Origin of the sequence: Leisingera sp. XS_AS12 (assembly GCF_041224635.1) — a bacterium.
GTDB lineage: Bacteria > Pseudomonadota > Alphaproteobacteria > Rhodobacterales > Rhodobacteraceae > Leisingera.
Window position 1 is genome coordinate 1 of record NZ_JBGFGM010000108.1, and the last position, 26,735, is coordinate 26,735.

The window sequence follows — 26,735 nt, forward strand, 5'->3', positions numbered from 1 at the left end:
CCGGGCCCAACGGGAGGAGCATCTCCTGAACAGGAGGTCGACGACGGGCGGGAGCGCCGCCGGATCGCGCTGAACCTCAGGCCAAACCTCGGCAAACTACTCCGCTGCAGTGGTTGAGGGATTGTTGGGATGCGTGGTCCAGTTGGCGTATTCACCCGAGACGACCTGCCCTGTGCGCTCGTCAATCTGACCGGCAGGCACTTCCTCCATCGTGATGCAGCCCTCGACCGGGCAGACGTTCACGCACAGATTGCACGCCACGCATTCGTCGTCCTTCACCGTGAACACCCGGTCCTCGCTCATCGCGATCGCCTGATGCGAGGTGTCTTCGCAGGCGGCGTAGCAGCGGCCACACTTGATGCAGTCGTCCTGGCTGATCCGCGCCTTGGTGACGTAGTTCAGATCCAGATACTGCCAGTCGGTCACATTCGGCACCGCCATGCCGATGAAGTCCTGCGTGGAGGTGTACCCCTTTTCATCCATCCAGTTCGACAGCCCCGAGATCATTTCCTGAACGACCTTGAACCCATAGGTCATTGCCGCAGTGCAGACCTGCACGTTGCCTGCCCCCATTGCCATGAATTCAGCCGCGTCACGCCAGGTGGTCACCCCACCGATGGCAGAGATCGGCAGGCCGCGGGTCTGCGGGTCTCGCGCGATTTCCGCCACCATGTTCAGCGCGATGGGCTTCACCGCCGGACCACAATAACCGCCGTGGGTGCCCTTGCCGCCGATGGTCGGCTCCGGTGCCATGTTGTCCAGATCGACCGAGGTGATCGAATTGATCGTGTTGATCAGGCTCACGGCGTCGGCGTGGCCAGCATGTGCCGCGCGCGCCGGGTGGCGAATGTCGGTGATGTTCGGCGTCAGCTTCACGATCACCGGCTTGGAGTAATACTTCTTGCACCACTCGGTGACCATCTGGATGTATTCCGGCACCTGCCCCACGGCCGAGCCCATGCCGCGCTCGGCCATGCCGTGCGGGCAGCCGAAGTTCAGCTCAATCCCGTCGGCGCCGGTGGCCTCGACCTGCGGCAGGATGTCCTTCCAGGCCTGCTCCTCGCAGGGCACCATGATCGACACGATCACGGCGCGGTCCGGGTAGTCTTTCTTGACCCGGGTGATCTCCTCGAGGTTGGTCTGCAAGGGGCGGTCAGTGATCAACTCGATGTTGTTAAGCCCCAACAGGCGGCGGTCGGCCCCCCAGATCGCGCCATAACGCGGACCGTTCACGTTGACGACCGGTGGGCCTTCGGCGCCCAGCGTTTTCCAGACCACGCCGCCCCAGCCGGCCTCGAAGGCGCGACGGACGTTATACTCCTTGTCGGTGGGCGGCGCCGAGGCCAGCCAGAACGGGTTCGGGGACTTGATCCCAAGGAATTCTGTTGTCAGATCAGCCATTTGATCTCTCCTCTTAAGGCGAGCTTGGGTGCAGAACGTCCACACCCGAGCTGGCTCAGCCCATCAGGCTGGAGTGAATGTCCATCGCCGCATCGCGACCCTCGGCAACGGCCGTTACGGTCAGGTCCTCGCCGCCCGAGGCACAGTCGCCCCCGGCCCAGACCCCCGCGACCGAGGTGCGCCCATTGGCATCAACCTTGATCCTGCCACCTTCAAGCGCGATCGCATCCGGTTGGCCTTCCAGCGTTTGACCGATCGCCTTGAACACCTGGTCGGCAACAAGCCGAAACCGTTCCCCGGTTCCCGTCACTTTGCCGCCTGAGACCTCGGTATATTCCAGTTCGATCTCGGACACGGCCTCTTCGCCATGGATCGCCACCGGCATCACGTTGAACATGAGCTTCACCCCCTTGGAGGCGGCGAGGTCCTGTTCAAATCGGCTGGCGCCCATCTCTTCGCGGCTGCGTCGATAGGCGATGGTGACGTTCTCCGCGCCCAACAGTTTTGACTGCACGGCGGCATCGACCGCCGTCATGCCACCACCGATGACCACCACATTGCGCCCCACCGGCAATGTGGTCAGGTCATCCGCCTGGCGCAGATCGGCGATGAATTCCACCGCGTCGCGCACCCCTTTCAGGTCCTCTCCCTCGGCCCGAAGCGCGTTCACGCCCGCCAGACCGATCGACAGGAAGACCGCGTCAAACTGCTCCTTCAGCTCATCCAGCGAGATTTGCGCGCCAAGCTTCTGGCCATATTGCATTGTAATGCCGCCGATCTGCAGCAGCCAGTCCACTTCTCGCTGCGCGAAATCATCGGTGGCCTTGTAGGCCGCGATTCCGAATTCGTTCAGACCGCCCGGCTTTTCCCGCGCGTCAAACACTTGCACGTCATTCCCAAGCATGGCCAAACGATGCGCGGCCGCAAGTCCCGCTGGCCCGGCTCCGACCACGGCGATCCGCTTTCCTGTAGCCTCTGCACGAGTAAATGGATGCGCGTTCTTTTCCATCACCCTGTCGGTTGCGTAGCGTTGCAGGCGACCGATCTCGACGGGCTTTCCTTCGGCAGCCTCCCGCACGCAGGCCTCTTCACACAGGGTTTCGGTCGGGCAGACGCGCGCGCACATGCCGCCGAGGATGTTCTGATCAAGAATGGTCTTGGCAGCGCTTTCGGGATGCCCGGCCTGAATCTCGCGGATGAACTGCGGAATGTCGATGCTGGTCGGACAGGCCGTCATGCAAGGCGCATCAAAACAGAAGTAACAGCGATCGGCCGCCACGGCAGCCTCATGCGCGTCGAACGGGGGATGCAGATCCGAGAAGTTTTCGGCAATTCCAGCCGCGTCCAAGCGCGCGGCCTGAATTCCGGATGCCTGATGGCTGGTCGCCATTGGGTGTCTCCCTGTTTTTATGTTTTCTTGCCCTCCAGAGTGCCACAGTTCGGTTTTTTATCAACTGGTAAAATTTTCTGCGGCAGCACAAAAAATGGCCACCCTCAAAGGGCGGCCCGTATCACGCTGAAACAATTGCATTTTTAAAGATCAGTCGCCCGCGGCGCCGTGCCTCAGTTGGGCAGCACTGCGGTCGCTTCGATCTCGATCTTGGCTTCGTCTTCGACCAAGGCAGACACAACCACCATGGTCATGGCCGGAAAATGGTACCCCATAACCTCCCGGTACGCCTTGCCGACCTCGGCCTGGTTGGCCAGATATTCCGCCTTGTCGGTGACATACCAGGTCAGTCGCGTGATGTCCTCGGCGCGACCGCCAGCGGTTTCGACCACCTCAAGAATGTTGCGCAGCGCCTGGCTCATCTGTCCGATGAAGTCCTGCGCTTCGAAAAACTGATCGGCGGTCCAACCGATCTGCCCCCCCACAAACAGCAGACGGCCCTCGGCCACCATGCCATTTGCATAACCTTTGGCGGGTTTCCATCCTTCGGGATGCACGCTGATAGCCGGCATGACGGGATTCCTTCCTTGCAACTGGTCCTAGACAGGTTGCTGGCGACCATAGCGGAGGAGCGGAATTTATTTCAAGCTTAAAACTTTGCGTCCCTGCCCGCCTCGCGCTCAAAGCTTGAGTTTCTTGAACACTGGTTCCGGGATGTTGCGGATTACTGCCATCACCAACTGCCAGATCGGGCGAACATAGATGATATTTCGGCGCTTGCGTGTCGCCCTGACAATGGCGCTCGCGACTTCTTGGGGCTGGGCGGTCAACTTCGCGGGCAGGTCCATGCCTTCGGTCATCCGGGTGGCAACGAACCCCGGCAGTACCGTCACCACATGCACCCCCGCCCCAGCCAACCGGTTGCGCAGACCGGAGAGAAAGGCGGTAAACCCTGCCTTGGCGCTACCGTAGATATAATTTGTTGCCCGTCCGCGCTCTCCGGCCACAGAGCTGATGCCCACCAACACACCGCTGCCACGTTCCTCGAAACGGTTGGCAAGATGAGCGAGGATACTGGCTGGGCCTTCGAAATTGCTCCGTAGAACCTCGGTGGCGACTATTGGATCCGCCTCGCTGGCGGACTGCTCCCCCATGAACCCCACAGCACAGACCGCGATCCCCGGAAGTTGCGGCAAGCTGTCGATGAACCCGGCATGATCTGCGAGCGCAAGCGCATCGAACTCATGCAGGGTTACGCTTTGCCCGTAACGCAATTCCAGATCGTTTTTCGCTGCCGACAATTCATCCGCATTGCGAGCGGCCAGTTGCACCGGATAACCTTCAGCAGCAAAGGCATGCGCGACGGCAAGCCCGATATCTGAACGCGCCCCGAGGATCAGGACCGGGAGTTTCGTCATAGCGATAACCTTTGCGACTGGGCGGAACGAAACCGGCCGCTCAGCCCGCCCGCCTGCCTCATTTCCTTGAACGCCTCGACACGTGAATCCGACTGGCGCAACACATCCGCAGACATTCGACTGTCTTTGGCCAAATAAAAACGACCGCCGTGGGCCAGGGTAATCCGGTCGAGCCTTTCCATCAGCGCAAGGCTGCGGCGGCTGACCGGGAAATCAAGCGCCAACGTGTAGCCCTCCATCGGAAAGGAAAACGGCCCCGCGCCCGGGCCCAACCGTTTGAGCACCGCCAGGAATGAACCCTGCCCGGCGCTTGAGGTTTCCTCCAGCAGTGCCCGCAGGCCGTTCGACGCCTGATCCGGCGGCAGCACGCATTGAAACTGCATGAACCCCTTGCGTCCGTAAATCCGGTTCCAGCCCAACAGCGCATCGAGCGGAAAGAAGTAGCTGTCGCAATCAGCGATCTGAAATTCTGCCCGCCGTTGCCCGGCCCAATAGTACGCGGCGTTAAAGGCCCTTACGCTGTAGCGGTTCAAAAGGAAGGACGGAAATGGCCGCGGCAAAGGTCGGCCGCTCACTCGTCGCGCCGTTAAGGGCTGCGCCGCTTGCTGGGGCGGCAATTCCTCTGGGGTTGCGTGTTCGCCCAACATCACGACCGACCGCCCCAATTGCGCACCTCTGGCAAGACAGTCTATCCAGGCAACCGAATAGGAAGCGTCAACCGAACGCTCCAAGGCTTGCATTGCATCCCCGAGATCCACCGCAGGCAAGGTTTGCTGACGGATCCATGCCGAAGGCACCCGCCTCAGTCGAATTGCGGCGCGCAGAATGATCCCGGTCAGGCCCATGCCGCCCGCTGTCCAGTCGAACATCTCAAGGTTCTGTTCCGGTGAACAACGGCGAACCACGCCGTCCGCCCCGAGCACATCGATCCAGACCAGACAATTGCGGAAACTTCCATCGCGGTGGTGGTTCTTGCCATGCACATCGGCGGCGATCGCACCGCCAAGCGTCACGAACTTCGTGCCCGGCACAACAAGCGGGAACCACCCACGTGGCAAGACAGCTGCGATAATGTCGCCCAGCAACACGCCGCTTTCCGCCTCCAGCAGGCCGGTATTCGCATCGAAAGCCAGCATCTTGTTGAAATGACGCATATGCACAGTGGTTGGGGCGCCAATGGCACTGTCGCCATAGGCACGACCGTTTCCACGGGCGATCACCGACGGATTGCTGGCCAGCAGGTCAATAAGCTGATGCTCGCTCCGTGGCGCCAGCAAAGTCGTCTCTTTCACGGGGAAATTGCCCCAGCCTGCCAGATGTGTCACCGATCTGTCTCCATGGCCGATCCGCTGAACACGTACTTGCGATCCAATTGGTATTTCGCGGCGTAACCGGCCGCGAGGCCAAGAATTGCCCCGGCCTCGCGAGCCGCATCGGTGCCCCAGGTCAGCCAGAACACGGTTTCAGTGATCCAGAACAGCGCCGTGGTCGCTACCCCCATCAGCGAATACAGAAAGAAGGTCCGCCCATGATGTGCAGCGCCGCGCCCCTGGTCCTTAAAAATCCAACGCCGGTCCAGATGGTATTTCACCACCAGACCGCAAAGCGTGCCGCAAGCCATCGCAAGCATGAGCATACCTGAGCCCGCGCCCCATATCAGGACGACACGTTGCACAGCCAGATTGACGCCCGTCGATAGCACGGCAAAACTGGCATACAGGAGCAAGAGCTTCTTAGCGATCACAGCGCGCTGCTCCAGACCGCGAGCCCAAGTGTCAGAAGAAAGCACAGCTGACTGCCCCTGTCCCGCGCCGCGTACACCACCGGATCGTCCTGCATCTGGCCGCGATGCGCCAGCATAACGGTCTTGGTGATCCAATAGAGCAAGACCGCGCAGATCCCCCACAACCCCTGCGGCGTTGCATAGAGCGCTGCCACCGTAGGCGAATTCACATATAGTGCCAGCACCAGCACCGATACATATCCCGACGCAATCGCAATCATCGAGATCATCGGAAGATCGTCGACATGATACCCCCGCCCACGCGCCGTGAGTTGTTTGCGGCGAGCGCTATCAACCAGCTCGGCCTGGCGTTTGACCGCCGCGAGGGAAAAGAAAAAGAAGATCGAAAACGCCAGAAGCCAGACCGACAATTCAATCCCGGTGGCAGCACCGCCGGCTATTATGCGAATAGTGTACAGCCCTGCCAGCAGGCATATGTCCATCACGATGCGCCGCTTGAAGTACAGCGAGTAGGCTGTTGTCATAGAATAATAAAGCAAGACAACAAGCAGAAACGACAACCCCAACGGTGCCGCCGCAGCCAGCCCGGACGCAAACAACCCAGCCGCCATCCAGATCCCATGTTCGATGGGGATAGTCCCTGCCGCGAAAGGTCGGTGCCGCTTGCGCGGATGTGCCCGATCGGCCCCGAGATCAAGCAGATCATTCACCACGTAGACGCTGGAAGCGATCAGGCTGAAGCTCAAAAAGGCCAGAAGCGCCTGCCCTATCGTCGGCACCTCAAGCTGATGCGCCGCCAGCATCGGCAGGAACACGAGGATATTCTTCAACCACTGGTGCGGCCGCACGGCACGGGCATAAGCACGCACTGTTGGCGCGCCTGTGGTCAGATGCTCAGTGCTGCGTGCCACGGCCTCGGACTTCTGGCGCAGCTTGGGGACTGCATTCACCGTTATAGCCTTCTCCGCCACTTGCCACACCGGCACATCCGCATAGGCGTCCCCCGCGTAGGAAAAGCCACGATCCCCAAAGCGTTTTTGCAAAAAGTCTGCCTTGATCGAGCCCTTCAAATTTCGCCCGTCACCCGTGCCGTGCACCTCGTCAAAAAGATTCAGGTGTGCAGCAATCCGTTCAGCAACGGCCTGGTCCGTGGCAGTAACCAGCACCGTTCGCCCCCCGCGATCGCGCCAAGCCTGCACGTAGGCAAGCACCTCGGCGTCATATGGCAAGGTCGTGACGTCCACGCGGCCGGTCTGGGCCAAATGCCGTTTCAGAGCAGCACGTCCCCGCAACAGCGCATGCGCCGCGGTAAAAGGGCTTTTCCAGTTGCGCCCGAACGAGGACCAGAAAGTTTCATGCAGCATGTTGCTGCGCAAAAGGGTTCCGTCGAGGTCAACGGCGAGCACGCCGGGCTGACCGGCCTCAGGCGAAGGTTGTGTCGTCAAATCAGGTCAACCAAAGTATAAGCTCTTTCGGTGGATTGCTTCTACCAGCGCAGGTCAGGCCTGACTAGGCGCTCGCCCCCCATGCCCAGCCCACACCGACAAGTGTTGCGAACAAGCCCACGCGGTGCGGTCGCACGCGGCAGCCAATTCCCTGGACGCGGACGATCAGGTATAAGACGCAAAAGACCGAGGACAGGCATGGCATTCGCGCAAATCGACACCTCCCGAAACTCTGCGGCCCTGCCGCACGGCAGATTGATCCGTGAAACCCTGGTCGTCGTTATTATCCTTGCGGGGCTTGTGGCCAGCACCAGGCTGATGGCTGCATATGGGCTCCAGATCCTGCCAGACCCCGTGCACCTGGAAACCGCTTACCAACACCTTTCAATTCGACAGCTCCACGACGACTTGTCAGGCGCTCTGCTAAACCTGCATTCCCAACCGCCTTTGTGGAACTTTTTCCTTGGGGTCGTTGCCAAGGCCTGTGCGGCTGAAGCGCCCTGCATGATCCGGCTGATCTGGCAGGTACATGTAGTGTTGACAGTCGCAACCGCGACGACGCTCTATGTCAGCTTGCGGCTGCTCACCTGCTCACTCAGGATAGCGGTCCTGCTGGCCCTCAGCTATGCGCTAACGCCTGCGGCTTTCTACTACGAGAACTTCATCCAATACGCACATGTTACGGCTGCATTCTTCGCGTTTTCATGCCTTGCCGCACTGCTGCTGTTGAAAACCGGTAAAAGCCGCTACTTCGCGCTGTTCTGCGCGTTCCTAGCGATACTGTCGCTGATCTGGACCCTCTTTCATCCGATCTACATCCTGCTGGTCGGAGGGCTTCTGTTGGCAAAGGCCGGAGCAACGCCACTGCGCGTGAGCATCCTTGCACTGACGCTGGCGGTTGCCCTGCTTCCATCGGTGAAGAACAAGATGGTGTTTGGAATGTTCAGCTCCGGCAGTTGGCTGGGGCTGAACGTGTCCCAAGTCGCGCCGTCACCAGTCGAAGGCTGTTCCTTCAAGACCTTTGCCGAGACCCACGACCTGATCGGAGTGCATATCGGCACTGCATTGAACGATCCGCGAATGATCCCCTATTCCAAGGATTGCCTGAAACGGTCCCTGGACGTGATCAGCGACCAGCCGCTAGCATATGTTAGAGGCGCTGTGGTGCGAACGGCAACCAGCCTGTCGCTCTGGCCGAACGAGTATCTGTTTCCACCGCTGAACTGGAATCGGTTTCCGAAAATCCCGGATACCTATCGTGAGCTGACTGCGGACAACTTGATCGTCATCCCGCCCAGCCTGTCGCGTTTTTTGACGCTGGCGCTCAATCTGTTCGCACTGATCGCGCTTGCCGAACTGGCCCGCCGCGCGCCGACCCAAACACAGCGCGCGTTCTTTCAGGTGATGCTTCTGTCGGTCGTGCTGTTTCTTGGCCTCGCCCACGCGGTCAACGGACCAGAACAGGAACGCATGCGCTACACGCTGCATCCCTTGTTCTGGGGGCTCTATTCGGTGGTCGCTATCGAAGCTGTATCGCGACTGCGGCGTTGGTCAAATCGCTAGCAGTCGTCTATCCCGCACAAGGCCGGGCCCAGTTGAGGCCCGCCCGGCAATCGGCACCGGGCGAGCATCAGGCAGCTTACATGCCCAAGGCTTCTTTATACATTTCAAGTACCGCCTCTTCCTCGGCGATATCATTTTCATCGCGCTTGCGCAGGGCAATGATCTTGCGCAGCACCTTGGTGTCATAACCACGACCCTTGGCTTCTGCCATGACCTCTTTCTGCTGCTCGGCGATGGTTTTCTTTTCCTCATCCAGCCGCTCAAACCGTTCCACGAACTGGCGCAGTTCGCCGGCTGTCACACGGTAGTTTTCGCTTTTCTCGTCTTCGGTCATATCCATCTGCGGCTCCGTCGGCACTTGCTGTCAGTTGCTGTCAGCGCAAGGGGATAGCGCCCCGCCCGCTGCGCCGCAAGCCGGCAAAGGCGTCGAGAGGGATTTCCCGCTCAGAACCGCATGGGCGTCTGGGAGGTGCAGCTGACTTGCGCTCCTGAGCAGGATCGGCTAGGCGCTGCGCGTCACGCGCAGGAGCAATAAACATGTTCGATTTCATCGTCTGGGCCGGAGCCGCATTGTCCATCGCCGGTTTGATTGGGCTGCTGTGGTGCATCATTAAAGTGGCCCGCGCGCGACGCCGCAGCTTGGATGACGAAGCCATGCGGGCCGTCGTCCAATCCGTGCTGCCTTACAACCTCGGCGCGTTGCTGCTGTCGGTCCTTGGCCTGATGCTGGTCATGGTCGGAATCTTCCTCGGCTGAGCATGCGTCATCAAGACGTGATCAAAGCCAAGCGACCACGCGCAACCATCTGGTAGCACAGCAGAAGATCAATGGACGCTAGTGTTCAGACCGGGATGTTGTCGAACATTTCCTCGACAGCGTCCTGAACCAGTGCAGCCTCCAGACGGCGCAAACGCCCTGGAACCGCGGCACCGTTCTGGCGCAAACGGTCGACGACCCGACTGAATTCGGGGCGCAGAGCCATGCGAACAGCCCCATCCGCGCCGAGAATGCTCGCCTCTAGCGACCGGGCGCGGTGCAACAGATCCTCGTTTGTCATGTTCAATCCTCCCTACCTGCAGGGAGTATGCCAGATTTATGCGACAACAATGCAAAACTCGGGTAAAAACGCTCGCTAATGCCGCGAATTTAAGCAGGCTTGGACGCGACTCGGCACGGTCTGCTGCGGGATGCAGCACGCAGACAACCGGCACCATAAGTTTCTTCGCGGCGCAAAGGTCGCGCTTGAAACATATTCCAAAAATGTTATATGAAAACCTACCCCACTTCAGGCACGAGGGAGCGCCGCCAATGACCCCCGAAGTTAAGGCCTTTTTTGACGAGGCCACCAACACGGTCTCTTACGTAGTAAAGGAACCGGAAGGCAGCGCCTGCGCCATCATCGACGCGGTTCTGGACTACGATCAGGCTGCCGGACGCACGGCCACCACATCGGCTGATGAAATCGTCGCCTGGGTCGAGGCGCGCGGATTGCAGACGCATTGGATCCTGGAGAGCCATGTCCATGCCGACCACCTGTCAGCCGCCCCCTACCTGCAAGAGCAGCTCGGGGGCAAGATCGGGATCGGTGAGCAGATCACTGTTGTGCAGGACACCTTCGGCAAAGTCTTTAACGAAGGCACGCAATTCCAGCGCGATGGCAGCCAGTTCGACCGCCTGTTTCGCGAAGGCGATGTCTTCATGATCGGCCAGTTGCGTGGTGAGGTTCTGCACACGCCGGGCCATACGCCCGCTTGCCTGACCTATGTCATCGGCGACGCCGCGTTTGTGGGCGATACACTGTTCATGCCGGACTTTGGCACGGCCCGCTGCGACTTCCCCGGCGGTTCCTCGGCAGAGCTCTACCGCTCCATCCAGAAGATCCTCGCCCTGCCCGATGACACTAGGATTTTTGTCGGACACGACTACAAAGCGCCCGGCAGGAGCGATTACGCCTGGGAAACCACAGTCGGTGAGCAAAAGGCGCTGAACGTGCACATCGGGCAAGGTCGCAGCCTCGAGGAGTTCGTGGAGATGCGCGATGCCCGCGATGCCACTCTGGGCATGCCGCGGCTGATCTTGCCCTCACTGCAAGTCAACATGCGGGCAGGCCAGATGCCAGAACCCGACGAACAGGGCGACGTATTCCTGAAGATCCCCATCAACAAAATCTGACACGACGGAGACTGCCACGCAAATGGACTGGATCTGCGCGTTGGCTGGCGGCCTGATGATCGGACTCGTCGGCCTGTTGATCGGCCTCGGCACACAGATGGCAAACGGCTGCACGTCCGGCCACGGCGTCTGCGGCATTTCATGATTGTCGTGGCGGGGGATTGTTGCCACGGTATTCTACATTCTGGCAGGTGTAATGCCCCTCGCGGTTGCCCACCACCTCTGGGCGCTTGTCTGATGCTGCGCTTGATCACGGCGATGGTTGAAGGGGCGCGCTTTCTTTGCCGCTATGGCCTGCGGCATGATTGTCGCCCAAGTCTTCAACCGGTATCTGGACCGGCAGCAAACAACCGCGTAAAGACACATCATGGAAGCACGTGAAATCACCCCCCGCTACTCGGTCTCGCCGCAGATCTCGGTCGAAGATCTGCCCGCTATTGTTGCCGCCGGTTTCAAGACGGTGATCTGCAATCGCCCGGATGAGGAAGTTCCCCCCAGCCATCACGCCGCAACCATCGGTGCCGCGGCCAAAGAGCTGGGTCTGCACTTTGAAGTGCTGCCATTGACCCACCAGACGATGACGCCTGAGAAGGTGGCGCGCCAGCGTGCGCTTTACGAGAACTGCGAAGGGCCGGTTCTGGCCTATTGTGCATCCGGCACCCGCTGTTCAGTGGTCTGGGCGCTGAGCCAGGCAAGTGATCTGCCGACGGAGGAAATTCTGTCGCGGACACAGGCTGCTGGCTATCAGCTCGACGGGCTGCGCCCAACGCTGGAAAGCCTGGCGAGCAGCTGACGTCAAATCACTGGCCTCGCCCTTTCGGCGCGGCCAGTTAGTGCGCGCCCGCTTTGCCCTAGGCTGATTTATGCGGTAGCTGGCTTGCCGTGTTCCGGGCAAAGCACCCACATGCGGATCCCGGGCACAGCGCACCTCCGGACCCCCCACTATTCACGATAGCTGTTCCAACTCCGCCCTTGGGCACACCCCCTCACCTCAAGACGGTGCGTTGCCTAGTTGCCTTCCTGCAAAGCAGAATCCAGCCCGGCCAGTTGAGAGATTTCAAGCGCGGCATCGCCCGGATCAAAATCACCTAGGTCCGCTGCGGGCAAGTCCGGCAGGTCTGGCAAACCACCATCCAGCCCCGCATTAAACTCACCCATAAGTTCATCCGCGAGATCGCCGGTCAGTCCGCCGGAAAGGTCTCCGTCAAACCCATTGGACAGGTCACCGCCCATCGCGGGCTCAAGACCACCAGCATTCCCCAAGGCAGGCGTTGCTTCCAATTGCGGCACTGCATCCAGTGCCATCGGATCCTGCAAACCTTGGTCCGCGATGCCCATATCCAGTGTCGGCGCGCCGCCTGACAGGCCATCAGCCGCAGCCGCACCGCCCTCCGAAAAGGCCATCTCATCCGCCCCGACATCGCTGACCAGCCGCGTTCGCGTCTGGTTCAGGCGCACTGCGCGTGACCCATTCAACTGCCCAAGCCGTCCTTGCGCGACCGATTGACCGCCAATCGTCAGCAAATCCGTCTCATAGAGGAATGCGGCATCCAGAGGCAGCAGGTCTCCCTCCTTGAGATTCGCAAACTCCTGCAACGGCACGCGCATCTTGCACAGCACCGCAGAGAGTTCCGCCCTGATCGCGCCCATGTTGCCGCCCAAAGACGGCCCTTTCAAAGCGCCGCCGTTGGCCTCCTGCAGCTCTTCGGCGGTCGGCTCGGGAAGGACCAGCTTCATCACGCCCTGCATCGCCCCCGATGCGAGGTCCAGGTTCAGCTCGATCACCCGGTAATCTTCGGCCTCCAGCCCCAGCACGAGACTGCGCACGGAATCCACCTGCGCCCCGAAGCGATAGCCCGAGAAGATGCCCTGATCCGTCTGCCCCTCCAGCATCGAGACCACCTTGGCGAAGCTGCGCTCAAGAAATTCGGCGGTCATGGCGGCGTCAGTCGGCGTGTAGGTCCGGCCCTCGGGCGGCATACCAATCACGGCACCGATGGTCTGTTTCTGGATCAAGGCGGTCACAGTTGCCGCGTCCATACAAACCGCGCCCATGCGCCCCTGCGGGCAATCCAGCACCACCAGAAGATCGTCGTCAGACAATTGCGGTGCCAGGTCTTCGGGGGGGCGGTTACACTGCCGCGCGGCCAATACAGCCACCGGCAGGTCACACAAATCCGCTGCCGCGCGCGCGACGGAGCGGCGCAATGCCTTCAACGTTGGGGAGCTACCGGTCGAACTGGTCCCCTCTTTCGTCGCCGCAAGCTTGCGTGCAAGCACGCTCTGCTTGCCGCGGTCTGCCTCTGCTGGATTTATTTCAGACATAGGCTGCCTTACCCGCCCTTCACGCGTCTCGTTTGCCCCTTTCTAGCATAAAAAAGGTTAACAACTCCTGTATCCAAGCCATTGTCACGCCGCCTTTATTTCGATTTCCGGAATCGAAACCCTGAAGGCACCTCCGGCGTGGTCACCAAGGTAGGTCACGTCCCCGCCCAATCGCTGCATGACCTCGCGACAGATTGCCAAACCGAGACCTGCACCACCGGCACGCTCGGGGCGCACGCGGGCAAATTTCTCGAAAATCATCTGCCGGTATTCCACCGGTACGCCGCTGCCATTGTCCGTAAAATCGACGTGCAGCCGCCCTCCGGACAAATTGGCGGCAATGGTCAATTCCGGCTCCGCTGCATCGCAATATTTCTGGGCGTTGGAGATCAGGTTGATGAAAACTTGGGCCAGTCGGTCCAGGTCAGACGATAGCCGGAAGGTCTCCAATTCCGGGCTGCGCCGCACCCGCAGCGGCCGTTCGGACCCGGCAAGAGCCGCGGCGATGGCGTGATCCAGAACCTCCGACAGGCTGCCTTCGCTGAGGTTCAGGTTAACCTGACCGTTTTCCAGCACACTGAGATCGAGGAGGTCGTTCAAAAGCCGTGTCAGCCGCAAGGTCTCATCGTGAATGATGCCCGCGTAGTGACGCTGCTCCTCGGCGCTGAGCTGGCCATCGTCGCGCAGAATTTCCGAGAAGGCCCGGATCGAGGTCATCGGTGTGCGCAACTCGTGGCTGACCTGGCTAAGGAATGCATCCTTTTGCTTGGATATCTGCGTCAGTTTTTCATTTGTTTCCTGCAGTTTACGCGCCGTATCAGACAACTCCGCGGACTGCGCCTCCAATCGGCTGGAGTATTCCAGGATCTGCGCGGTCTCATCCGCCACCGCAAGCAGGTCCTGCACGGAAACCGAAGATCCCCCCACGATCTGACCGATCATTGCATGGGCTGCCGCAGCCCCGATCGAGGCGCTGAGTTCCCGCTCCAGCCGTTCTAGGAACACCGGGGTGGGCTCTGGCAGCGTGCCGCGCCCGCCCTGGCGGCGTAACTCGCTCTGGAACAGCGCCTGTGCCTCGGCCGCCCCAAGGATGCGCTGCGACATGATCATCAGGTCTTCGCTCTGCGCCACCGAACCGGTCCAGCCACCCGGCGCGGCGGAATGTTCAAAAACATTGACGAACTGCGCGCCCTGCAACCGCTCAAGCGGACTAGGAAAGCTGATGAGAGACACCACGCAGAACGCCAGTGCGTTCAATGTCAGCGACCACATCACCGCATGAACGGTCGGGTCCAGCCCCTCGATGCCGAACAGGGCGCGCGGACGCAGCCAGTCGAGACCAAACAGCCCCTCGCGCAGGATATGATCGGGCAGCAGCCCCCCGCCAAGCGCCGGCAGCAGCATGGTATACAGCCAGATCGCAAATCCGACCGTCAGCCCGGCCAATGCCCCGCTGCGCGTGGCGCCGCGCCAAAACAGCCCGCCGACCAGCGCAGGCAGGATCTGCGCCACACCGGCAAAGGAAATCAGCCCAATCGCCGCAAGCGCCTCTGCGCCGCCGGACAGGTGATAGTAAAAGTATCCCAGCCCCATGACAGCGGCGATCGAAACCCGACGCGCCAAGAGCACCACGTCGCGCACGTCGCCGGATACCGAGGCCCTGCGATCTTGTAGCCGCAGCCACACCGGCATCACGATGTGGTTCGACACCATGGTCGACAGGGCCATCGCTGCGACGATCACCATCGACGTAGCCGAGGAGAACCCGCCGAGAAACGACAGCATGGCAAGCCCTTGCTGGCCCTGCTGCAACGGCAGCGTCAACACGAACATGTCAGGGTTACTGCCCTCTGGCATCAATTCAAGGCCGATGGCGGCAATCGGCACCACGAACATCGACATCAATAAAAGGTACAGAGGGAACGCCCAGGACGCGATCCGCAGATGACGCTCGTCCTCGTTCTCGACAACCATCACCTGAAACATCCGCGGCAGGCAGACAAAGGCGGCCGCCGCCAGAAAAGTCACGGTCGCCCAGCGGCTGCCATCCACGTTCCACTGGCCGATCTGTGACGCATCGATGCGCGCCAGCGCCTCTCCAGCTCCTCCGGCGACCCCCCAGACCACGAAAATCCCGACGGCCAGCAACGCCGCCAGTTTGACGATGGCCTCGAAGGCGACGGCCGTCACCACCCCGTGATGGCGCTCGTTGGCATTGAGGTTGCGGGTGCCGAACAAGATAGCAAAGACCGCCAGCCCACAGGCCACCCAGAACACGATTGACGTCTCGTTGTGGCCCCGCTGCGGGTCCGCCTCGGCGAAGATGGCGAACGACAGCGTGACAGATTGCAACTGCAACGAAATATATGGCGTCACCCCGATCACCGCGAGAACCGTCACCCCGGTCGCCAGCAGGTTCGATTTGCCATAACGCGATGACAGAAGGTCCGCGATCGAGGTGATGCGCTGGCTGCGGCCGATCCGCACCAGTTTGCGCAGCCCCCACCACCAGCCAACCATCACCAGCGATGGCCCGAGATAGATCGTGACGAATTCCAGTCCCGAGCGAACCGCGTATCCGACCGCGCCATAAAAAGTCCAAGCCGTACAATAGATTGACAGGGACAACGTGTAGATGAGCGGCGAACGCATCCACGCCGCGCTTCGCCCGCGCGACGCCATGCGGTCGGCCCAGAATGCGATGAAGAACAGGAACGCGACGTAGGCGAGGCAAACAAAGACCAGCAGGTTCAGAGAGGCCATCACCGCCCCTCCTGCTGCCCCGGCGAGACTGCTTGCCCCGTGTCACGGCCAATCCAATGTTCCGCCCACCGCTGCACCGCAAGGCTGAAGGCAAAACAGGCCACGATCAGCCCCGCCCAGACAGCAAAGACATAGATAATGGCAGTAGACATGCTGACGCCATCCCGCGCGGCCGGATGGGTGGAGGCTTCGGCCCACAACAGCGGCAAGGCCAGCAGCAACGCCCCAAGGACCGGCAATAACCTAGCGATATCCATCAGCCGCCGACGCCGATAAGTCAGCCGTTCCGCGGGTGATCCCGTTTCGCTCGGCACCTCATGGCGAAAATCCCTGCTGCGTCTGGCGCCCTTGGCGCCGTCTGGTCTGTCGAGGTCCGCCTCGGCGCTGCCTGCTTGCCTGTCGTACATGGCTGGTGCTCTGGACGTAGAGCCCGCTGGCGCCGGTCTGTCGTGGCCCTCGCCGGGTTTCATCGCGAGATCATCCCTGCCCCGCCTGAGCATGCAGGTCGCGCACCGCGGTCAACACTTCGGCGTTGGAGAAAGGTTTGGTCATGAAACGGGTGACACCAGCCTTTTCGGCCATTTCACGATCGCGCAACTGACCGCGCGCCGTCAGCATAAGCACCGGCAAAGCCTGCATGTCCGGATGCGCCCGCAATTCCCGGACAATCTCCAATCCACTTTTTCCCGGCAGCATGAGATCCAGTATCACGAGATCCGGTCCCGCCTGCCGGATCAACTCTACAGCTGCACTGCCTTCGGCGTGCGCGTCGACGTCCCAGCCATCGCGCGTCAACAAAAACCGAATGGCTTCGGTGATATTTGGCTCATCTTCAATCAGAACAACATGCCTGCCCATCCGCAGCTCTTCCTCCCGACGCACCGCCTCCGGCCGGGCCGGCGCGGAGACGCTGTCCCCCTTGTTTCGGCGCAGGTTAGCGCCGGAGTTGCCCAACTGTCAAAACTGTTCCTTGAGAATCGACGGCTCCCGCCGTGCCGGGCAGCCCCGGCGCGGACAGATCCGACAGCTGGCGCCGACCGGCTGCGCGTCCTGCGTCGCCTGTCCTGAGGGCAGGATCAGCATGACGGCGCGGTACACGGGATCGCTCCCGAAATCCGGCTGTTCCTGCGGCCAGGCAACTGCCATGCATTCGAATGCGGCCGCGTTGCGCCCCTGCTGCACCACATGGCGTCGCACGGGAACATGCGGGTGGACCAAGGCCGTATAAAGGGGCCACAGCGGACAGGACGCCCCAAAACGCGGCATCGCAAACCCCGTGACAGGTTTGCGGAACAACAGGGTGCCCGAGGCATCGCAGATCACCAGACCGGCCTCGCGTCCCAGAACGGCTTCCGGCAACACCGCCAAGCGTCGCAAAACTACAGGAAGACCGCAGCCGAAACGCCTGGCCAGACCGACGGGATCGATGCCCTCGGACGCAATCTCGGCGGCCAGCGGCTCCATGGGCAGGGCCCGCGCATCGGACAGGTATTGCACGAGCGCAACCTGAACCAGGCTGCGCGCAGCCGCGCTCAGTTCGGCGGGAACCTGAGCCATCATATCCGTGATACCAAGTTGCCCGTCCTCCAAAGCCGGAAAATGGAAACCTTGTGACTGGAAATAATCCTCCGCCTCCTCCTGTGGCATGCCACGGCGTGGGCTGTCGGTGTCGCGCTCGTCGAGGAAACTCACGAGAGCTCGACTGCTCTCTGCGAGCCGCAGCGAATCCTCGTTCAAGTTCTTGTGGAACCGATCCCGCCACTGCGGCTCCAGTTCGCCCGGTTCGGCCAGGATCGAAGCGGTCGAGCGGATCGCCGCTGCCGTTGACAGGACTTCGTGCACCGAGGCCGCGAGGTTGGGGTCATGGGTCAACCTGTCCGACAGGGTTTCAACCATTTGTTCCAGCGTTGCAATCCGCCTGTGGCAGGCTGCCAGCACCTCAGCCCAGCCGGGAAAGCGGCCGGCAAATTCATCGACCCGGTCCAGTTCCGCCACCGGCACACCGCTGTCCGCCGCCGCCTCGCGCAGGGTCGAGATCAGCGCCGCCTCGGCGCCTTCACTCAGCATTGAGGGCTCAACCCCCAGCACTGCGGCAATATCGACCAGCAATTTCCCGCCGATTCTGCGCCGGTTGTGCTCGATCAGGTTGAGGTAGGACGCCGAAATCCCGGCCTGACGGGCCAGTTCGGCCTGCCGCAACCCAAGGATGAGCCTGCGTTCGCGGATCCGGCTGCCGGTGAGAGTGTCGCGTGCCATTTTGCGGGCGCTCCCCAAAACACTTCTATTTCAAGGGCTTTCTGCGTCGCAACATAAGGTTCTTTACAGTCCACCCAAGACCACTGTTTAGTTATTTACATAATTTTCAAGCCACCAAAGGGTTTTATTGCCTGAATTTACATCGCGCTCTCATACTGATTTTGCACGAAAAGTGCTGATACCGCGCAGAAGTGAGGAGCTGCAAGGTGTCAATCACACTAGGGAGGAATACATGTCCAAATTTGACGTATCGCGTCGCGGCGTGCTGAGAACCGGCGCCATGGCCGGGGCCGGCGTGGCGCTGCCGACGATCTTTACAGCTTCATCCGCCGCAGCCTTTACAAATGAGCCCACCGGCAGCAGCGTGACCCTGGGCTTCAACGTGCCTCAGACGGGGCCCTATGCCGACGAGGGCGCGGACGAGCTGCGCGCCTATGAACTGGCGGTCGAGCACCTGAACGGTGGCGGCGACGGCGGCATGATGAACACCTTCAGCTCCAAGGCGCTGCAAGGCAACGGCATCCTCGGCAAGAAGGTGGAATATGTCACCGGCGACACCCAGACCAAGTCTGACGCCGCCCGCGCCTCCGCCAAGTCGATGATCGAAAAAGACGGCGCGGTGATGATCACCGGCGGTTCTTCCTCGGGCGTGGCGATTGCCGTGCAGGGGCTGTGCCAAGAAGCGGGCGTGATCTTTATGGCTGGCCTCACGCACTCCAACGACACCACCGGAAAGGACAAGAAAGCCAACGGTTTCCGTCACTTCTTCAACGGCTACATGTCGGCGGCAGCGCTGGCGCCGGTGCTGAAGAACCTCTATGGCACCGACCGCGTCGCCTATCACCTGACCGCCGACTACACTTGGGGCTGGACCCAGGAAGAATCGATCGCCGCCGCCACCGAGGCACTGGGCTGGCAGACCGTGAACAAGGTTCGCACGCCGCTGGCGGCCACCGACTTCTCCTCCTACATCGCGCCGGTTCTGAACTCGGGCGCGGATGTGCTGGTGCTGAACCACTATGGCGGCAACATGGTGAACTCGCTGACCAACGCGGTGCAGTTCGGCCTGCGCGACAAGGTGGTGAACGGCAAGAACTTCGAAATCGTGGTGCCGCTCTATTCCCGCCTGATGGCCAAGGGTGCGGGCGAAAACGTGAAGGGCATCCATGGCTCCACCAACTGGCACTGGACGCTGCAGGATGAGGGCTCCAAGGCCTTCGTGAAATCCTTCGGCACCAAATACGGCTTCCCGCCGAGCCAGGCAGCGCACACCTGCTACGTACAGACGCTGCTTTATGCGGATGCCGTGGAACGGGCCGGCAGCTTCAACCCCTGTGCCGTCGTCGAAGCCCTCGAGGGCTATGAGTTCGACGGTCTGGGCAACGGACCGACCCTCTACCGCGCCGAAGACCACCAGTGCTTCAAGGACGTTCTCGTGGTGCGCGGGAAGGAAAACCCGACCTCGGAATTCGACCTTCTGGAAGTGGTCGAGGTCACGCCGCGCGCGCAGGTGGAATATGCACCGGATCACCCGATGTTTGCCGGCGGCAACCTCGGCGCCTGCAATCCGGGCGCCTAAGCCCCGCAGATCCGGCCGGGCGCCTGACGCGCCCGGCCTTCCATCCCGGACCGGCAACCGGACGCGCGGCGTTCGACCGGGGCCGCGAAGCCCCTGAACCGACCGGTTTTATCTCTACCACCCAGACTAACCCCGGGGGCGGGATCCATGGACGCAATCCTTTTGCAAATCTTGAACGGGCTCGACAAGGGCTCGGCCTATGCGCTGATCGCGCTGGGTTTGACACTTATCTTCGGCACGCTGGGCGTGGTGAACTTTGCCCATGGGGCCTTGTTCATGATCGGTGCCTTCTGCGCCGTCACCCTGCAGCGGCTGCTGAACCTCAGCTATGAAGTGGTCGACGAGACGCAGACCGACTTCCTCGGCAACCCTTTGAAGGTGAAGACCCCTTATGTCGAGGCCTGGTTTGGCCCCGAGTTCGGCGGAGCCATCATCGACTGGGCGGTGCCGCTCGCCATCCTGTTTGCCATCCCGATCATGATCGGCGTCGGCTACGTGATGGAGCGCGGGCTGATCAAGCATTTCTACAAGCGCCCCCATGCTGACCAGATCCTGGTGACCTTCGGCCTCGCCATCGTGCTGCAGGAAGTGGTCAAGTACTTCTACGGCGCCAACCCGATCCAGACCCCGGCGCCGGACGCGCTGAACGGGGTGGTCAACCTGGGCGCCGCGATCGGCATGGACATTGTCTATCCGGTCTGGCGCGTGGTCTATTTCTTCTTTGCCGTGGTCATCATCGGGGGCATCTTCAGCTTCCTGCAGTTCACCACCTTTGGCATGGTGGTGCGGGCCGGCATGGCTGACCGCGAGACGGTGGGCCTTCTGGGCATCAACATCGACCGCCGCTTCACCATCATGTTCGGCATCGCCGCCGCCGTCGCGGGCCTCGCGGGCGTGATGTACACCCCGATCAACTCGCCGAACTACCACATGGGCATGGACTTCCTGGTCCTCAGCTTCGTGGTGGTGGTCGTCGGCGGCATGGGCTCCCTGCCCGGTGCGGTTCTGGCGGGCTTCCTCTTGGGCATCCTCGAGAGCTTTGCCTCGATGAACGAGATCAAGTCGCTGATCCCCGGCATCGACCAGATCATCATCTATCTGGTGGCCATCATCATTCTGCTGACCCGTCCGCGAGGCCTGATGGGCCGCAAAGGCGTGATGGAGGACTAAAGACATGTTCGGACTGAACAAAAAAGACACCTCGTTGCTGATCATCGTGGCCTGCTTGACGATGTTCGCCCCCTTCATCCTGAACCCCTTCCCGACCGACAGCGGGCTGGCGCAGTTCAACGCGGGCTACCCGGACCTGATGCAGCGTTTCGTGATCTTCGGGATCTTCGCCATCGGCTTCAACATCCTGTTCGGGCTCACCGGCTACCTGTCGTTCGGCCATGCGGCCTTCCTCGGTGTCGGCTCCTACTCGGCGGTATGGATGTTCAAGCTGATCGGCATGAACGTGATCCCGGCGATTGTGCTGTCGGTGATCGTGGCGGGCCTGTTTGCGCTGTTGATCGGATTTATCTCGCTGCGCCGCTCCGGTATCTACTTCTCGATCCTGACGCTGGCGTTTGCGCAGATGTCGTTCAACCTCGCCTACTCGGTGCTGACCCCGATCACCAACGGTGAAACCGGTCTGCAGCTGACGCTGGAAGACCCCCGCATTTTGGGCGTTTCCGCCACGGCAGACGGCTCGATCCCGGTGACCAACCTGTTCGGGCTCGAGATGCGTTCCACCTTCGAGATGGCGGTCGGCCCCTGGGCGTTCCAGTTCAACGCGGGCTACTACCTCTGTGCTTTCATCATGTTGGCGGCCTTCTACCTGTCGATCCGTATCTTCCGCTCGCCCTTTGGCATGATGCTGCGGGCGGTGAAATCGAACCAGCAGCGGATGAACTACACCGGTCTGAACACCCGGCCCTACACGCTGGCAGCCTTCGTGATTTCCGGCATGTATGCCGGTCTTGCGGGCGGGCTGATGGCCTCGATGGACCCGCTGGCCGGGGCGGAGCGGATGCAGTGGACCGCTTCCGGCGAGGTGGTGCTGATGACCATTCTCGGCGGCGCCGGTACGCTGATCGGCCCGGTGCTGGGCGCCGGTTTCATCAAGTACTTCGAAAACATCTTCTCGAAGATCAACGACAACGTGCTGCACAGCTGGTTCAGCTTCATGCCAGACGGCATGGAAGACGCGGTGGTCTTCCTGATCCACCCCTTCATCGGCAAGGGCTGGCACCTGACGCTGGGCATCCTGTTCATGCTGGTGGTGATCTTCCTGCCCGGCGGCCTGGTTGAAGGCGGCCAGCGGATCAAGGGCTGGATCCAGGGCCGCAGGGCCAAGGACAGCAGCACCGCCAAAGAAACCAACCCCGCGGAATAAGGAGACAAAGCAATGGGTATCCTTGAAGTCAAAGACGTGGGGAAACGGTTCGGCGGGCTGCAGGCCCTGTCCGATGTGAACCTCAGCGTAAAGGAAAACTCGGTCCACGCCATCATCGGGCCGAACGGCGCGGGCAAATCCACCCTGCTGAACTGCCTGGTGGGCAAGCTGATCCCCGACACCGGATCGGTGATGTTCGACGGCCAGTCGGTGCTGGGACGCGCGCCATACGAGATCAACCAGATGGGCATCTCCCGCGTGTTCCAGACGCCCGAGATCTTTGGCGATCTGACGGTGCTGGAGAACATGATGATCCCCTGTTTCGCCAAGCGCGACGGCGCGTTCGAGCTGAACGCCCTGTCGGCGGTGCTGAAGCAGCAGGACATCCTGGATCGCGCTGAAGCCATGCTGGTGGAGATGAACATGGCGGACAAGCGGCACATGCATGCCGCTGCCCTGTCCCGCGGTGACAAGCGGCGGCTAGAGATCGGCATGTGCCTCAGCCAGGAGCCGCGCCTGCTGCTGCTGGACGAACCCACCGCGGGCATGGCGCGGGCCGACACCAACAACACCATCGACCTGCTGAAACAGATCAGCGACGAGCGCGACATCACCATCGCCATCATCGAACACGACATGCATGTGGTGTTCAGCCTGGCCAACCGGATCACCGTGCTGGCCCAGGGCACGCCGCTGGTCGAGGACGATCCGCAGAATATCCGCGGCAATCCCAAGGTACGCGAAGCCTACCTCGGCGAGTCGGCGTAAGGAGCAGACCCCATGAACGTGAAACCCGATTTCTCGAAGAACGCCAACCAGGCCACCACCGCGCCCGCCTTCCTGTCGGTCTGGGACGTGCACGCCTACTATGGCGAGAGCTACATCGTGCAGGGCATCAACTTCAACGTCCACGAGGGCGAGATCCTCGCACTTCTGGGCCGCAACGGCGCTGGCAAGACCTCGACCCTGCGCTCGATCGCGCGCACCGGCTCCCCGATGGTGACGCGCGGTGAAATCTGGCTGGATCACCAGCCCCTGCACAAAATGGCCTCGCATGAAGCGGCGGCGGCCGGGCTGGGGCTTGTGCCCGAAGACCGTCGCATCATCCCCGGTCTGACGGTGGAGGAAAACCTGCAACTGGCCCAGATCGCGCCGCCGATTGGCTGGTCACTGGAGCGTCTCTATGACCTTTTTCCGCGCCTTGGGGAACGACGTAAACAAGAGGGCGTGACGCTGTCCGGTGGCGAACAGCAGATGCTGGCCATCGCGCGCGCCCTGGCGCGCGACATCAAGGTGCTCTTGCTGGATGAACCTTACGAAGGTCTGGCACCGGTGATCGTGGACGAGATCGAAAAGACGCTCATCCACATCAAGGAACAGGGTATGACAACCATCATCGTGGAGCAAAACGCAGTGCGCGCTCTGGAACTTGCCGACCGGGCGGTGATTCTCGACACTGGCGGCATCGTGTTCGACGGAACTGCCGCCGAGGTGCTCGAAAACGAGGAACTGCGCGCCGAGTATCTGGCGATCTGAATTCTCCGCCCCTGCCGCAGGGCTTCGGCCCGTGTGCGGGGGCAATTGCAGCGGGGCAAGGACACACAAAACGAACCGAATCTTCCGCTTACCGCCGGCGATACGTCTCTACATCCACGCAGCCGTGTGCGCGGCCTGGCGAATCCAATTCGGGACTCGCGAAACTCCCCTCTTCATTTCTTCGGACAGGACAGGGTAAGACACCCGAATGAGTGACCTTGCCTTCGATCATGCCCCTGTCGGCCTCGCGGTGCTGGAGCATCGCATCATCACCCGGTGCAACCTGCAATTTGCCGAAACCTTCGGTGGTGCGCCGGGCGACTATACCGGCCTGCCGGTGGCCGACCTGTACCCGAGCCAGGAAGACTACAACCGCATTGGCACCGTCTTACGCCAGCCCGAGGCCCGTTGCGGCCGATACAGCGATGAACGCATCATGCGGCGGCGCAGCGGTGCGTTGTTTTGGTGTCGCGTGCGCGGCCGCTCCGTCACGCCCGAGGAACCATTTCAGACCGGCGTCTGGTCCTTTGCCGACATCTCCGACGACCGCCCCGTGGTGTCGCTGACGCCGCGCGAGCGCGAGGTGGCAATCCTGACCTGCAAGGGGTTGTCGGCCAAGGAAATCGGCCAGCAGTTGGAGCTTTCCTACCGCACGGTGGAAAGCCATCGCGCCCATCTGCTGCAAAAGTTCGGGGCCCGCAAACTGCCGGAACTGGTGGCAAAACTGACCGGCATGCCGCTCTGAGCCGAAATACGGCACAGCAATTGCAAATCCGGGCCGAAACCTCCATGTTACGGCACGGATCGACAGCGCTTTCCTTGCGGTAATCCTTACCCTATAAGCGCCATAATTTCCTGCCCGCCGGACCGGCGGGCCTGTCGGAATTGGCTGAGGACAAAATGACCAACAAATCTCACGAAGCTGACGTGGCATTCATCAAGGCGCTGGCAGAACTGCTGCGCGACAACGATCTGACCGAACTGCAGGTCAAACGGGAATACGGCGAGGAAGACAGCCTGAATGTGCGCGTGTCGCGCCAGACTGTGATGGCCGCCGCCCCCGCTCCGGTAGCTGCAGCTGCCGCACCCGCCCCTGTTGCCGCTGCGCCCGCACCGGCTGCTGCCCCCGCCGCAGCACCCGCCGCCGCCAACGAAGACCCCGCCAGCCACCCCGGTGCGGTTACCTCCCCGATGGTTGGCACCGTGTATCTGCAGGCAGAACCCGGTGCACCGGCGTTCATCTCTGTCGGCAAGCAGGTCAGCGAAGGTGAAACCCTGCTGATCGTCGAAGCGATGAAGACCATGAACCACATCCCGGCGCCGAAAGCGGGCACCGTGAAGCGCATCCTGGTGGAAGACGGCGCCGCCGTGGAATTCGGGTCTCCCCTGGTCATCATCGAGTAAGGATCTGCCATGTTTGACAAGATCCTGATTGCCAACCGTGGCGAGATCGCCCTGCGCGTGATCCGTGCCTGCCGGGAAATGGGCATCAAGTCGGTCGCGGTGCACTCCACCGCTGACGCGGACGCAATGCACGTACGCATGGCCGACGAATCCGTCTGCATCGGCCCGCCGTCCGGCGCGCAAAGCTACCTGTCGATCCCGGCCATCATCTCGGCCTGCGAGATCACCGGTGCCCAGGCGATTCACCCGGGCTACGGCTTCCTGTCGGAAAACGCCAACTTCGTGCAAATCATCGAAGACCACGGGCTGACATTCATCGGCCCCTCGGCCGAGCACATCCGCATCATGGGTGACAAGATCACCGCCAAGGAAACCGCCAAGAAGCTCGGCATCCCGGTGGTGCCCGGCTCCGAGGGCGGCGTGCCCGACCTGGCCACCGCCAAGAAGGTTGCGGCCGACATGGGCTATCCCGTCATCATCAAGGCCACCGCCGGCGGTGGCGGTCGCGGGATGAAAGTGGCTCTGAACGAAAAAGAGCTGGAGATGGCCTTCTCCACCGCGCGCTCCGAGGCCAAGGCTGCATTTGGCAATGACGAAGTCTACATGGAGAAATACCTCCAGAAGCCGCGTCATATCGAAGTGCAGGTTTTTGGTGACGGCAAGGGCACCGGCCTTCACCTGGCGGAACGGGACTGCTCGCTGCAGCGTCGCCACCAGAAGGTGTTCGAGGAAGCCCCCGGCCCCTGCATTACCCCCGAAGAAAGGGCCCGCATCGGCAAGATCTGCGCCGACGCGATCGGCAAGATGGGCTACTCCGGCGCTGGCACCGTGGAATTCCTCTATGAAGACGGCGAGTTCTATTTCATCGAAATGAACACCCGCCTTCAGGTCGAACACCCGGTCACCGAAGCCATCTTTGGCGTCGACCTGGTCCGTGAGCAGATCCGGGTGGCCGAAGGCCTGCCGCTGTCGTTCACACAGGACGAACTGGAGATCAACGGCCACGCCATCGAGGTCCGGATCAACGCCGAGAAGCTGCCGAATTTTGCCCCTTGCCCGGGCAAGATCACCGCGTTCCATGCGCCGGGTGGTTTGGGCGTGCGGATGGATTCGGCGCTCTATGACGGCTATTCGATCCCGCCCTATTACGACTCGCTGATCGGCAAGCTGATCGTCCACGGTCGTGACCGGGCCGAGGCGCTGGCACGCCTGCACCGCGCCCTGGGTGAGCTGATCATCGACGGTATCGACACCACCGTGCCCCTGTTCCACGCGCTGCTGCAGGAGGAGGACATCCACAGCGGCGACTACGGCATTCACTGGCTGGAACGGTGGCTGGAAGAAAACCGTCCGGGCTAAGAC

26 protein-coding genes and 1 pseudogene are annotated in these 26,735 nt (G+C 61.5%); 13 read left to right on the plus strand and 14 right to left on the minus strand.

The window, feature by feature from the left end; genetic code table 11:
* Positions 1 to 96 precede the first annotated feature (96 nt).
* From preA to AB9K35_RS15240, 7 genes are all read right to left on the minus strand, one after another.
* Positions 97 to 1,401, minus strand: a complete 1,305-nt coding sequence (gene preA, locus AB9K35_RS15210) for an NAD-dependent dihydropyrimidine dehydrogenase subunit PreA (RefSeq protein WP_369927320.1) — start codon at positions 1,399 to 1,401, stop codon at positions 97 to 99.
* Positions 1,402 to 1,456: 55 nt separating this feature from the next.
* Positions 1,457 to 2,791: an NAD(P)-dependent oxidoreductase gene (locus AB9K35_RS15215; RefSeq protein ID WP_369927322.1), complete on the minus strand. Its 1,335-nt coding sequence runs from the start codon at positions 2,789 to 2,791 to the stop codon at positions 1,457 to 1,459.
* A gap of 173 nt (positions 2,792 to 2,964) precedes the next feature.
* Positions 2,965 to 3,363 (minus strand): RidA family protein, encoded by a 399-nt coding sequence (locus AB9K35_RS15220; protein ID WP_369927324.1) that lies wholly within the window; start codon positions 3,361 to 3,363, stop codon positions 2,965 to 2,967.
* Positions 3,364 to 3,471: 108 nt separating this feature from the next.
* Positions 3,472 to 4,209: an SDR family oxidoreductase gene (locus AB9K35_RS15225; protein WP_369927326.1), complete on the minus strand. Its 738-nt coding sequence runs from the start codon at positions 4,207 to 4,209 to the stop codon at positions 3,472 to 3,474.
* The gene (locus AB9K35_RS15230; protein ID WP_369927328.1) at positions 4,206 to 5,534 is read right to left on the minus strand and encodes an FAD-binding protein; all 1,329 of its coding nucleotides are present in this window, start codon (positions 5,532 to 5,534) and stop codon (positions 4,206 to 4,208) included. The genes AB9K35_RS15225 and AB9K35_RS15230 overlap by 4 nt, the downstream gene beginning before the upstream one ends.
* Positions 5,531 to 5,953: a GtrA family protein gene (locus tag AB9K35_RS15235; RefSeq protein WP_369927330.1), complete on the minus strand. Its 423-nt coding sequence runs from the start codon at positions 5,951 to 5,953 to the stop codon at positions 5,531 to 5,533. Before AB9K35_RS15235 ends, AB9K35_RS15230 begins: the two co-directional genes overlap by 4 nt.
* Complete coding sequence (locus AB9K35_RS15240; protein WP_369927332.1) at positions 5,950 to 7,359, minus strand: UbiA family prenyltransferase; 1,410 nt, start codon at positions 7,357 to 7,359, stop codon at positions 5,950 to 5,952. The genes AB9K35_RS15235 and AB9K35_RS15240 overlap by 4 nt, the downstream gene beginning before the upstream one ends.
* A 237-nt stretch (positions 7,360 to 7,596) precedes the next feature.
* On the opposite strand from AB9K35_RS15240, the gene AB9K35_RS15245 reads away from it, so the two are divergent.
* A complete protein-coding gene (locus tag AB9K35_RS15245; protein WP_369927334.1) occupies positions 7,597 to 8,961 on the plus strand; it encodes a hypothetical protein in 1,365 nt (454 codons plus the stop codon).
* Positions 8,962 to 9,037: 76 nt separating this feature from the next.
* Here AB9K35_RS15245 and AB9K35_RS15250 read toward each other — a convergent pair whose 3' ends face one another.
* Positions 9,038 to 9,301 (minus strand): DUF2312 domain-containing protein, encoded by a 264-nt coding sequence (locus AB9K35_RS15250; RefSeq protein WP_222453729.1) that lies wholly within the window; start codon positions 9,299 to 9,301, stop codon positions 9,038 to 9,040.
* A 197-nt stretch (positions 9,302 to 9,498) separates the two neighbouring features.
* Between AB9K35_RS15250 and AB9K35_RS15255 the strand changes: the two genes are divergently transcribed.
* On the plus strand, positions 9,499 to 9,717 hold the full coding sequence (locus AB9K35_RS15255) for a hypothetical protein (RefSeq protein ID WP_222453730.1): 219 nt from the start codon (positions 9,499 to 9,501) through the stop codon (positions 9,715 to 9,717).
* 85 nt (positions 9,718 to 9,802) lie between these two features.
* On the opposite strand, the gene AB9K35_RS15260 is transcribed toward AB9K35_RS15255, so the two are convergent.
* Positions 9,803 to 10,018, minus strand: coding sequence for a hypothetical protein (locus tag AB9K35_RS15260; RefSeq protein ID WP_222453731.1), 216 nt, complete (start codon positions 10,016 to 10,018; stop codon positions 9,803 to 9,805).
* Between the two features lie 251 nt (positions 10,019 to 10,269).
* Here AB9K35_RS15260 and AB9K35_RS15265 point away from each other — a divergent pair, with 251 nt between their 5' ends.
* From AB9K35_RS15265 to AB9K35_RS15275, 3 genes and pseudogenes are all read left to right on the plus strand, one after another.
* Positions 10,270 to 11,133, plus strand: coding sequence for an MBL fold metallo-hydrolase (locus tag AB9K35_RS15265; RefSeq protein WP_369927337.1), 864 nt, complete (start codon positions 10,270 to 10,272; stop codon positions 11,131 to 11,133).
* Between the two features lie 55 nt (positions 11,134 to 11,188).
* Positions 11,189 to 11,371 (plus strand): annotated as a pseudogene (locus AB9K35_RS15270) (YeeE/YedE family protein); the annotation flags it as partial.
* Positions 11,372 to 11,500: 129 nt separating this feature from the next.
* Entirely contained in the window at positions 11,501 to 11,926 is a 426-nt protein-coding gene (locus tag AB9K35_RS15275) for a TIGR01244 family sulfur transferase (RefSeq protein WP_369927339.1), read from the plus strand.
* A 215-nt stretch (positions 11,927 to 12,141) separates the two neighbouring features.
* Here AB9K35_RS15275 and AB9K35_RS15280 read toward each other — a convergent pair whose 3' ends face one another.
* From AB9K35_RS15280 to AB9K35_RS15300, 5 genes are all read right to left on the minus strand, one after another.
* Positions 12,142 to 13,458 (minus strand): FliM/FliN family flagellar motor C-terminal domain-containing protein, encoded by a 1,317-nt coding sequence (locus AB9K35_RS15280; protein ID WP_369927341.1) that lies wholly within the window; start codon positions 13,456 to 13,458, stop codon positions 12,142 to 12,144.
* Between the two features lie 84 nt (positions 13,459 to 13,542).
* Positions 13,543 to 16,221 carry an ATP-binding protein gene (locus AB9K35_RS15285; RefSeq protein ID WP_369927343.1) on the minus strand — a complete coding sequence of 893 codons (2,679 nt, stop codon included), beginning with the start codon at positions 16,219 to 16,221 and terminating at the stop codon, positions 13,543 to 13,545.
* On the minus strand, positions 16,221 to 16,628 hold the full coding sequence (locus AB9K35_RS15290) for a hypothetical protein (RefSeq protein WP_369927345.1): 408 nt from the start codon (positions 16,626 to 16,628) through the stop codon (positions 16,221 to 16,223). The genes AB9K35_RS15285 and AB9K35_RS15290 overlap by 1 nt, the downstream gene beginning before the upstream one ends.
* 70 nt (positions 16,629 to 16,698) lie before the next feature.
* On the minus strand, positions 16,699 to 17,079 hold the full coding sequence (locus AB9K35_RS15295) for a response regulator transcription factor (RefSeq protein ID WP_369927656.1): 381 nt from the start codon (positions 17,077 to 17,079) through the stop codon (positions 16,699 to 16,701).
* A gap of 99 nt (positions 17,080 to 17,178) precedes the next feature.
* Positions 17,179 to 18,477 carry a short-chain fatty acyl-CoA regulator family protein gene (locus tag AB9K35_RS15300; RefSeq protein ID WP_369927347.1) on the minus strand — a complete coding sequence of 433 codons (1,299 nt, stop codon included), beginning with the start codon at positions 18,475 to 18,477 and terminating at the stop codon, positions 17,179 to 17,181.
* Between the two features lie 232 nt (positions 18,478 to 18,709).
* Between AB9K35_RS15300 and AB9K35_RS15305 the strand changes: the two genes are divergently transcribed.
* The 8 genes from AB9K35_RS15305 to accC all read left to right on the plus strand — a co-directional run bounded on the left by AB9K35_RS15305 (position 18,710) and on the right by accC (position 26,732).
* Positions 18,710 to 20,056 carry a substrate-binding protein gene (locus tag AB9K35_RS15305; RefSeq protein ID WP_222453739.1) on the plus strand — a complete coding sequence of 449 codons (1,347 nt, stop codon included), beginning with the start codon at positions 18,710 to 18,712 and terminating at the stop codon, positions 20,054 to 20,056.
* A gap of 147 nt (positions 20,057 to 20,203) precedes the next feature.
* Positions 20,204 to 21,226, plus strand: a complete 1,023-nt coding sequence (locus AB9K35_RS15310) for a branched-chain amino acid ABC transporter permease (protein WP_058287187.1) — start codon at positions 20,204 to 20,206, stop codon at positions 21,224 to 21,226.
* 4 nt (positions 21,227 to 21,230) lie between these two features.
* Positions 21,231 to 22,433: a branched-chain amino acid ABC transporter permease gene (locus AB9K35_RS15315; RefSeq protein ID WP_222453740.1), complete on the plus strand. Its 1,203-nt coding sequence runs from the start codon at positions 21,231 to 21,233 to the stop codon at positions 22,431 to 22,433.
* A gap of 12 nt (positions 22,434 to 22,445) precedes the next feature.
* On the plus strand, positions 22,446 to 23,201 hold the full coding sequence (locus AB9K35_RS15320; RefSeq protein WP_222454187.1) for an ABC transporter ATP-binding protein: 756 nt from the start codon (positions 22,446 to 22,448) through the stop codon (positions 23,199 to 23,201).
* Between the two features lie 12 nt (positions 23,202 to 23,213).
* Positions 23,214 to 23,969, plus strand: coding sequence for an ABC transporter ATP-binding protein (locus AB9K35_RS15325; protein WP_222453741.1), 756 nt, complete (start codon positions 23,214 to 23,216; stop codon positions 23,967 to 23,969).
* A gap of 208 nt (positions 23,970 to 24,177) precedes the next feature.
* Positions 24,178 to 24,714, plus strand: coding sequence for a PAS and helix-turn-helix domain-containing protein (locus AB9K35_RS15330; RefSeq protein ID WP_222453742.1), 537 nt, complete (start codon positions 24,178 to 24,180; stop codon positions 24,712 to 24,714).
* Between the two features lie 155 nt (positions 24,715 to 24,869).
* Entirely contained in the window at positions 24,870 to 25,373 is a 504-nt protein-coding gene (accB, locus tag AB9K35_RS15335; protein WP_369927352.1) for an acetyl-CoA carboxylase biotin carboxyl carrier protein, read from the plus strand.
* Between the two features lie 9 nt (positions 25,374 to 25,382).
* Positions 25,383 to 26,732 carry an acetyl-CoA carboxylase biotin carboxylase subunit gene (accC, locus tag AB9K35_RS15340; RefSeq protein ID WP_222453744.1) on the plus strand — a complete coding sequence of 450 codons (1,350 nt, stop codon included), beginning with the start codon at positions 25,383 to 25,385 and terminating at the stop codon, positions 26,730 to 26,732.
* The last annotated feature ends 3 nt before the right edge of the window (positions 26,733 to 26,735 follow it).

Excerpts from the sequence above, each read along its gene's own strand:
- preA (WP_369927320.1), bottom strand. The coding sequence starts at position 1,401 with ATGGCTGATCTGACAACAGAATTCCTTGGGATCAAGTCCCCGAACCCG.
- AB9K35_RS15300 (WP_369927347.1), bottom strand. The coding sequence starts at position 18,477 with ATGGCACGCGACACTCTCACCGGCAGCCGGATCCGCGAACGCAGGCTC.
- AB9K35_RS15255 (WP_222453730.1), top strand. The coding sequence starts at position 9,499 with ATGTTCGATTTCATCGTCTGGGCCGGAGCCGCATTGTCCATCGCCGGT.
- AB9K35_RS15290 (WP_369927345.1), bottom strand. The coding sequence starts at position 16,628 with ATGTACGACAGGCAAGCAGGCAGCGCCGAGGCGGACCTCGACAGACCA.
- AB9K35_RS15315 (WP_222453740.1), top strand. The coding sequence starts at position 21,231 with ATGTTCGGACTGAACAAAAAAGACACCTCGTTGCTGATCATCGTGGCC.
- AB9K35_RS15215 (WP_369927322.1), bottom strand. The coding sequence starts at position 2,791 with ATGGCGACCAGCCATCAGGCATCCGGAATTCAGGCCGCGCGCTTGGAC.
- AB9K35_RS15265 (WP_369927337.1), top strand. The coding sequence starts at position 10,270 with ATGACCCCCGAAGTTAAGGCCTTTTTTGACGAGGCCACCAACACGGTC.
- AB9K35_RS15285 (WP_369927343.1), bottom strand. The coding sequence starts at position 16,221 with ATGGCCTCTCTGAACCTGCTGGTCTTTGTTTGCCTCGCCTACGTCGCG.
- AB9K35_RS15250 (WP_222453729.1), bottom strand. The coding sequence starts at position 9,301 with ATGGATATGACCGAAGACGAGAAAAGCGAAAACTACCGTGTGACAGCC.
- AB9K35_RS15310 (WP_058287187.1), top strand. The coding sequence starts at position 20,204 with ATGGACGCAATCCTTTTGCAAATCTTGAACGGGCTCGACAAGGGCTCG.
- AB9K35_RS15260 (WP_222453731.1), bottom strand. The coding sequence starts at position 10,018 with ATGACAAACGAGGATCTGTTGCACCGCGCCCGGTCGCTAGAGGCGAGC.
- AB9K35_RS15325 (WP_222453741.1), top strand. The coding sequence starts at position 23,214 with ATGAACGTGAAACCCGATTTCTCGAAGAACGCCAACCAGGCCACCACC.
- AB9K35_RS15330 (WP_222453742.1), top strand. The coding sequence starts at position 24,178 with ATGAGTGACCTTGCCTTCGATCATGCCCCTGTCGGCCTCGCGGTGCTG.
- AB9K35_RS15275 (WP_369927339.1), top strand. The coding sequence starts at position 11,501 with ATGGAAGCACGTGAAATCACCCCCCGCTACTCGGTCTCGCCGCAGATC.
- AB9K35_RS15295 (WP_369927656.1), bottom strand. The coding sequence starts at position 17,079 with ATGGGCAGGCATGTTGTTCTGATTGAAGATGAGCCAAATATCACCGAA.
- AB9K35_RS15305 (WP_222453739.1), top strand. The coding sequence starts at position 18,710 with ATGTCCAAATTTGACGTATCGCGTCGCGGCGTGCTGAGAACCGGCGCC.
- accB (WP_369927352.1), top strand. The coding sequence starts at position 24,870 with ATGACCAACAAATCTCACGAAGCTGACGTGGCATTCATCAAGGCGCTG.
- AB9K35_RS15225 (WP_369927326.1), bottom strand. The coding sequence starts at position 4,209 with ATGACGAAACTCCCGGTCCTGATCCTCGGGGCGCGTTCAGATATCGGG.
- AB9K35_RS15320 (WP_222454187.1), top strand. The coding sequence starts at position 22,446 with ATGGGTATCCTTGAAGTCAAAGACGTGGGGAAACGGTTCGGCGGGCTG.
- accC (WP_222453744.1), top strand. The coding sequence starts at position 25,383 with ATGTTTGACAAGATCCTGATTGCCAACCGTGGCGAGATCGCCCTGCGC.
- AB9K35_RS15220 (WP_369927324.1), bottom strand. The coding sequence starts at position 3,363 with ATGCCGGCTATCAGCGTGCATCCCGAAGGATGGAAACCCGCCAAAGGT.
- AB9K35_RS15280 (WP_369927341.1), bottom strand. The coding sequence starts at position 13,458 with ATGTCTGAAATAAATCCAGCAGAGGCAGACCGCGGCAAGCAGAGCGTG.
- AB9K35_RS15245 (WP_369927334.1), top strand. The coding sequence starts at position 7,597 with ATGGCATTCGCGCAAATCGACACCTCCCGAAACTCTGCGGCCCTGCCG.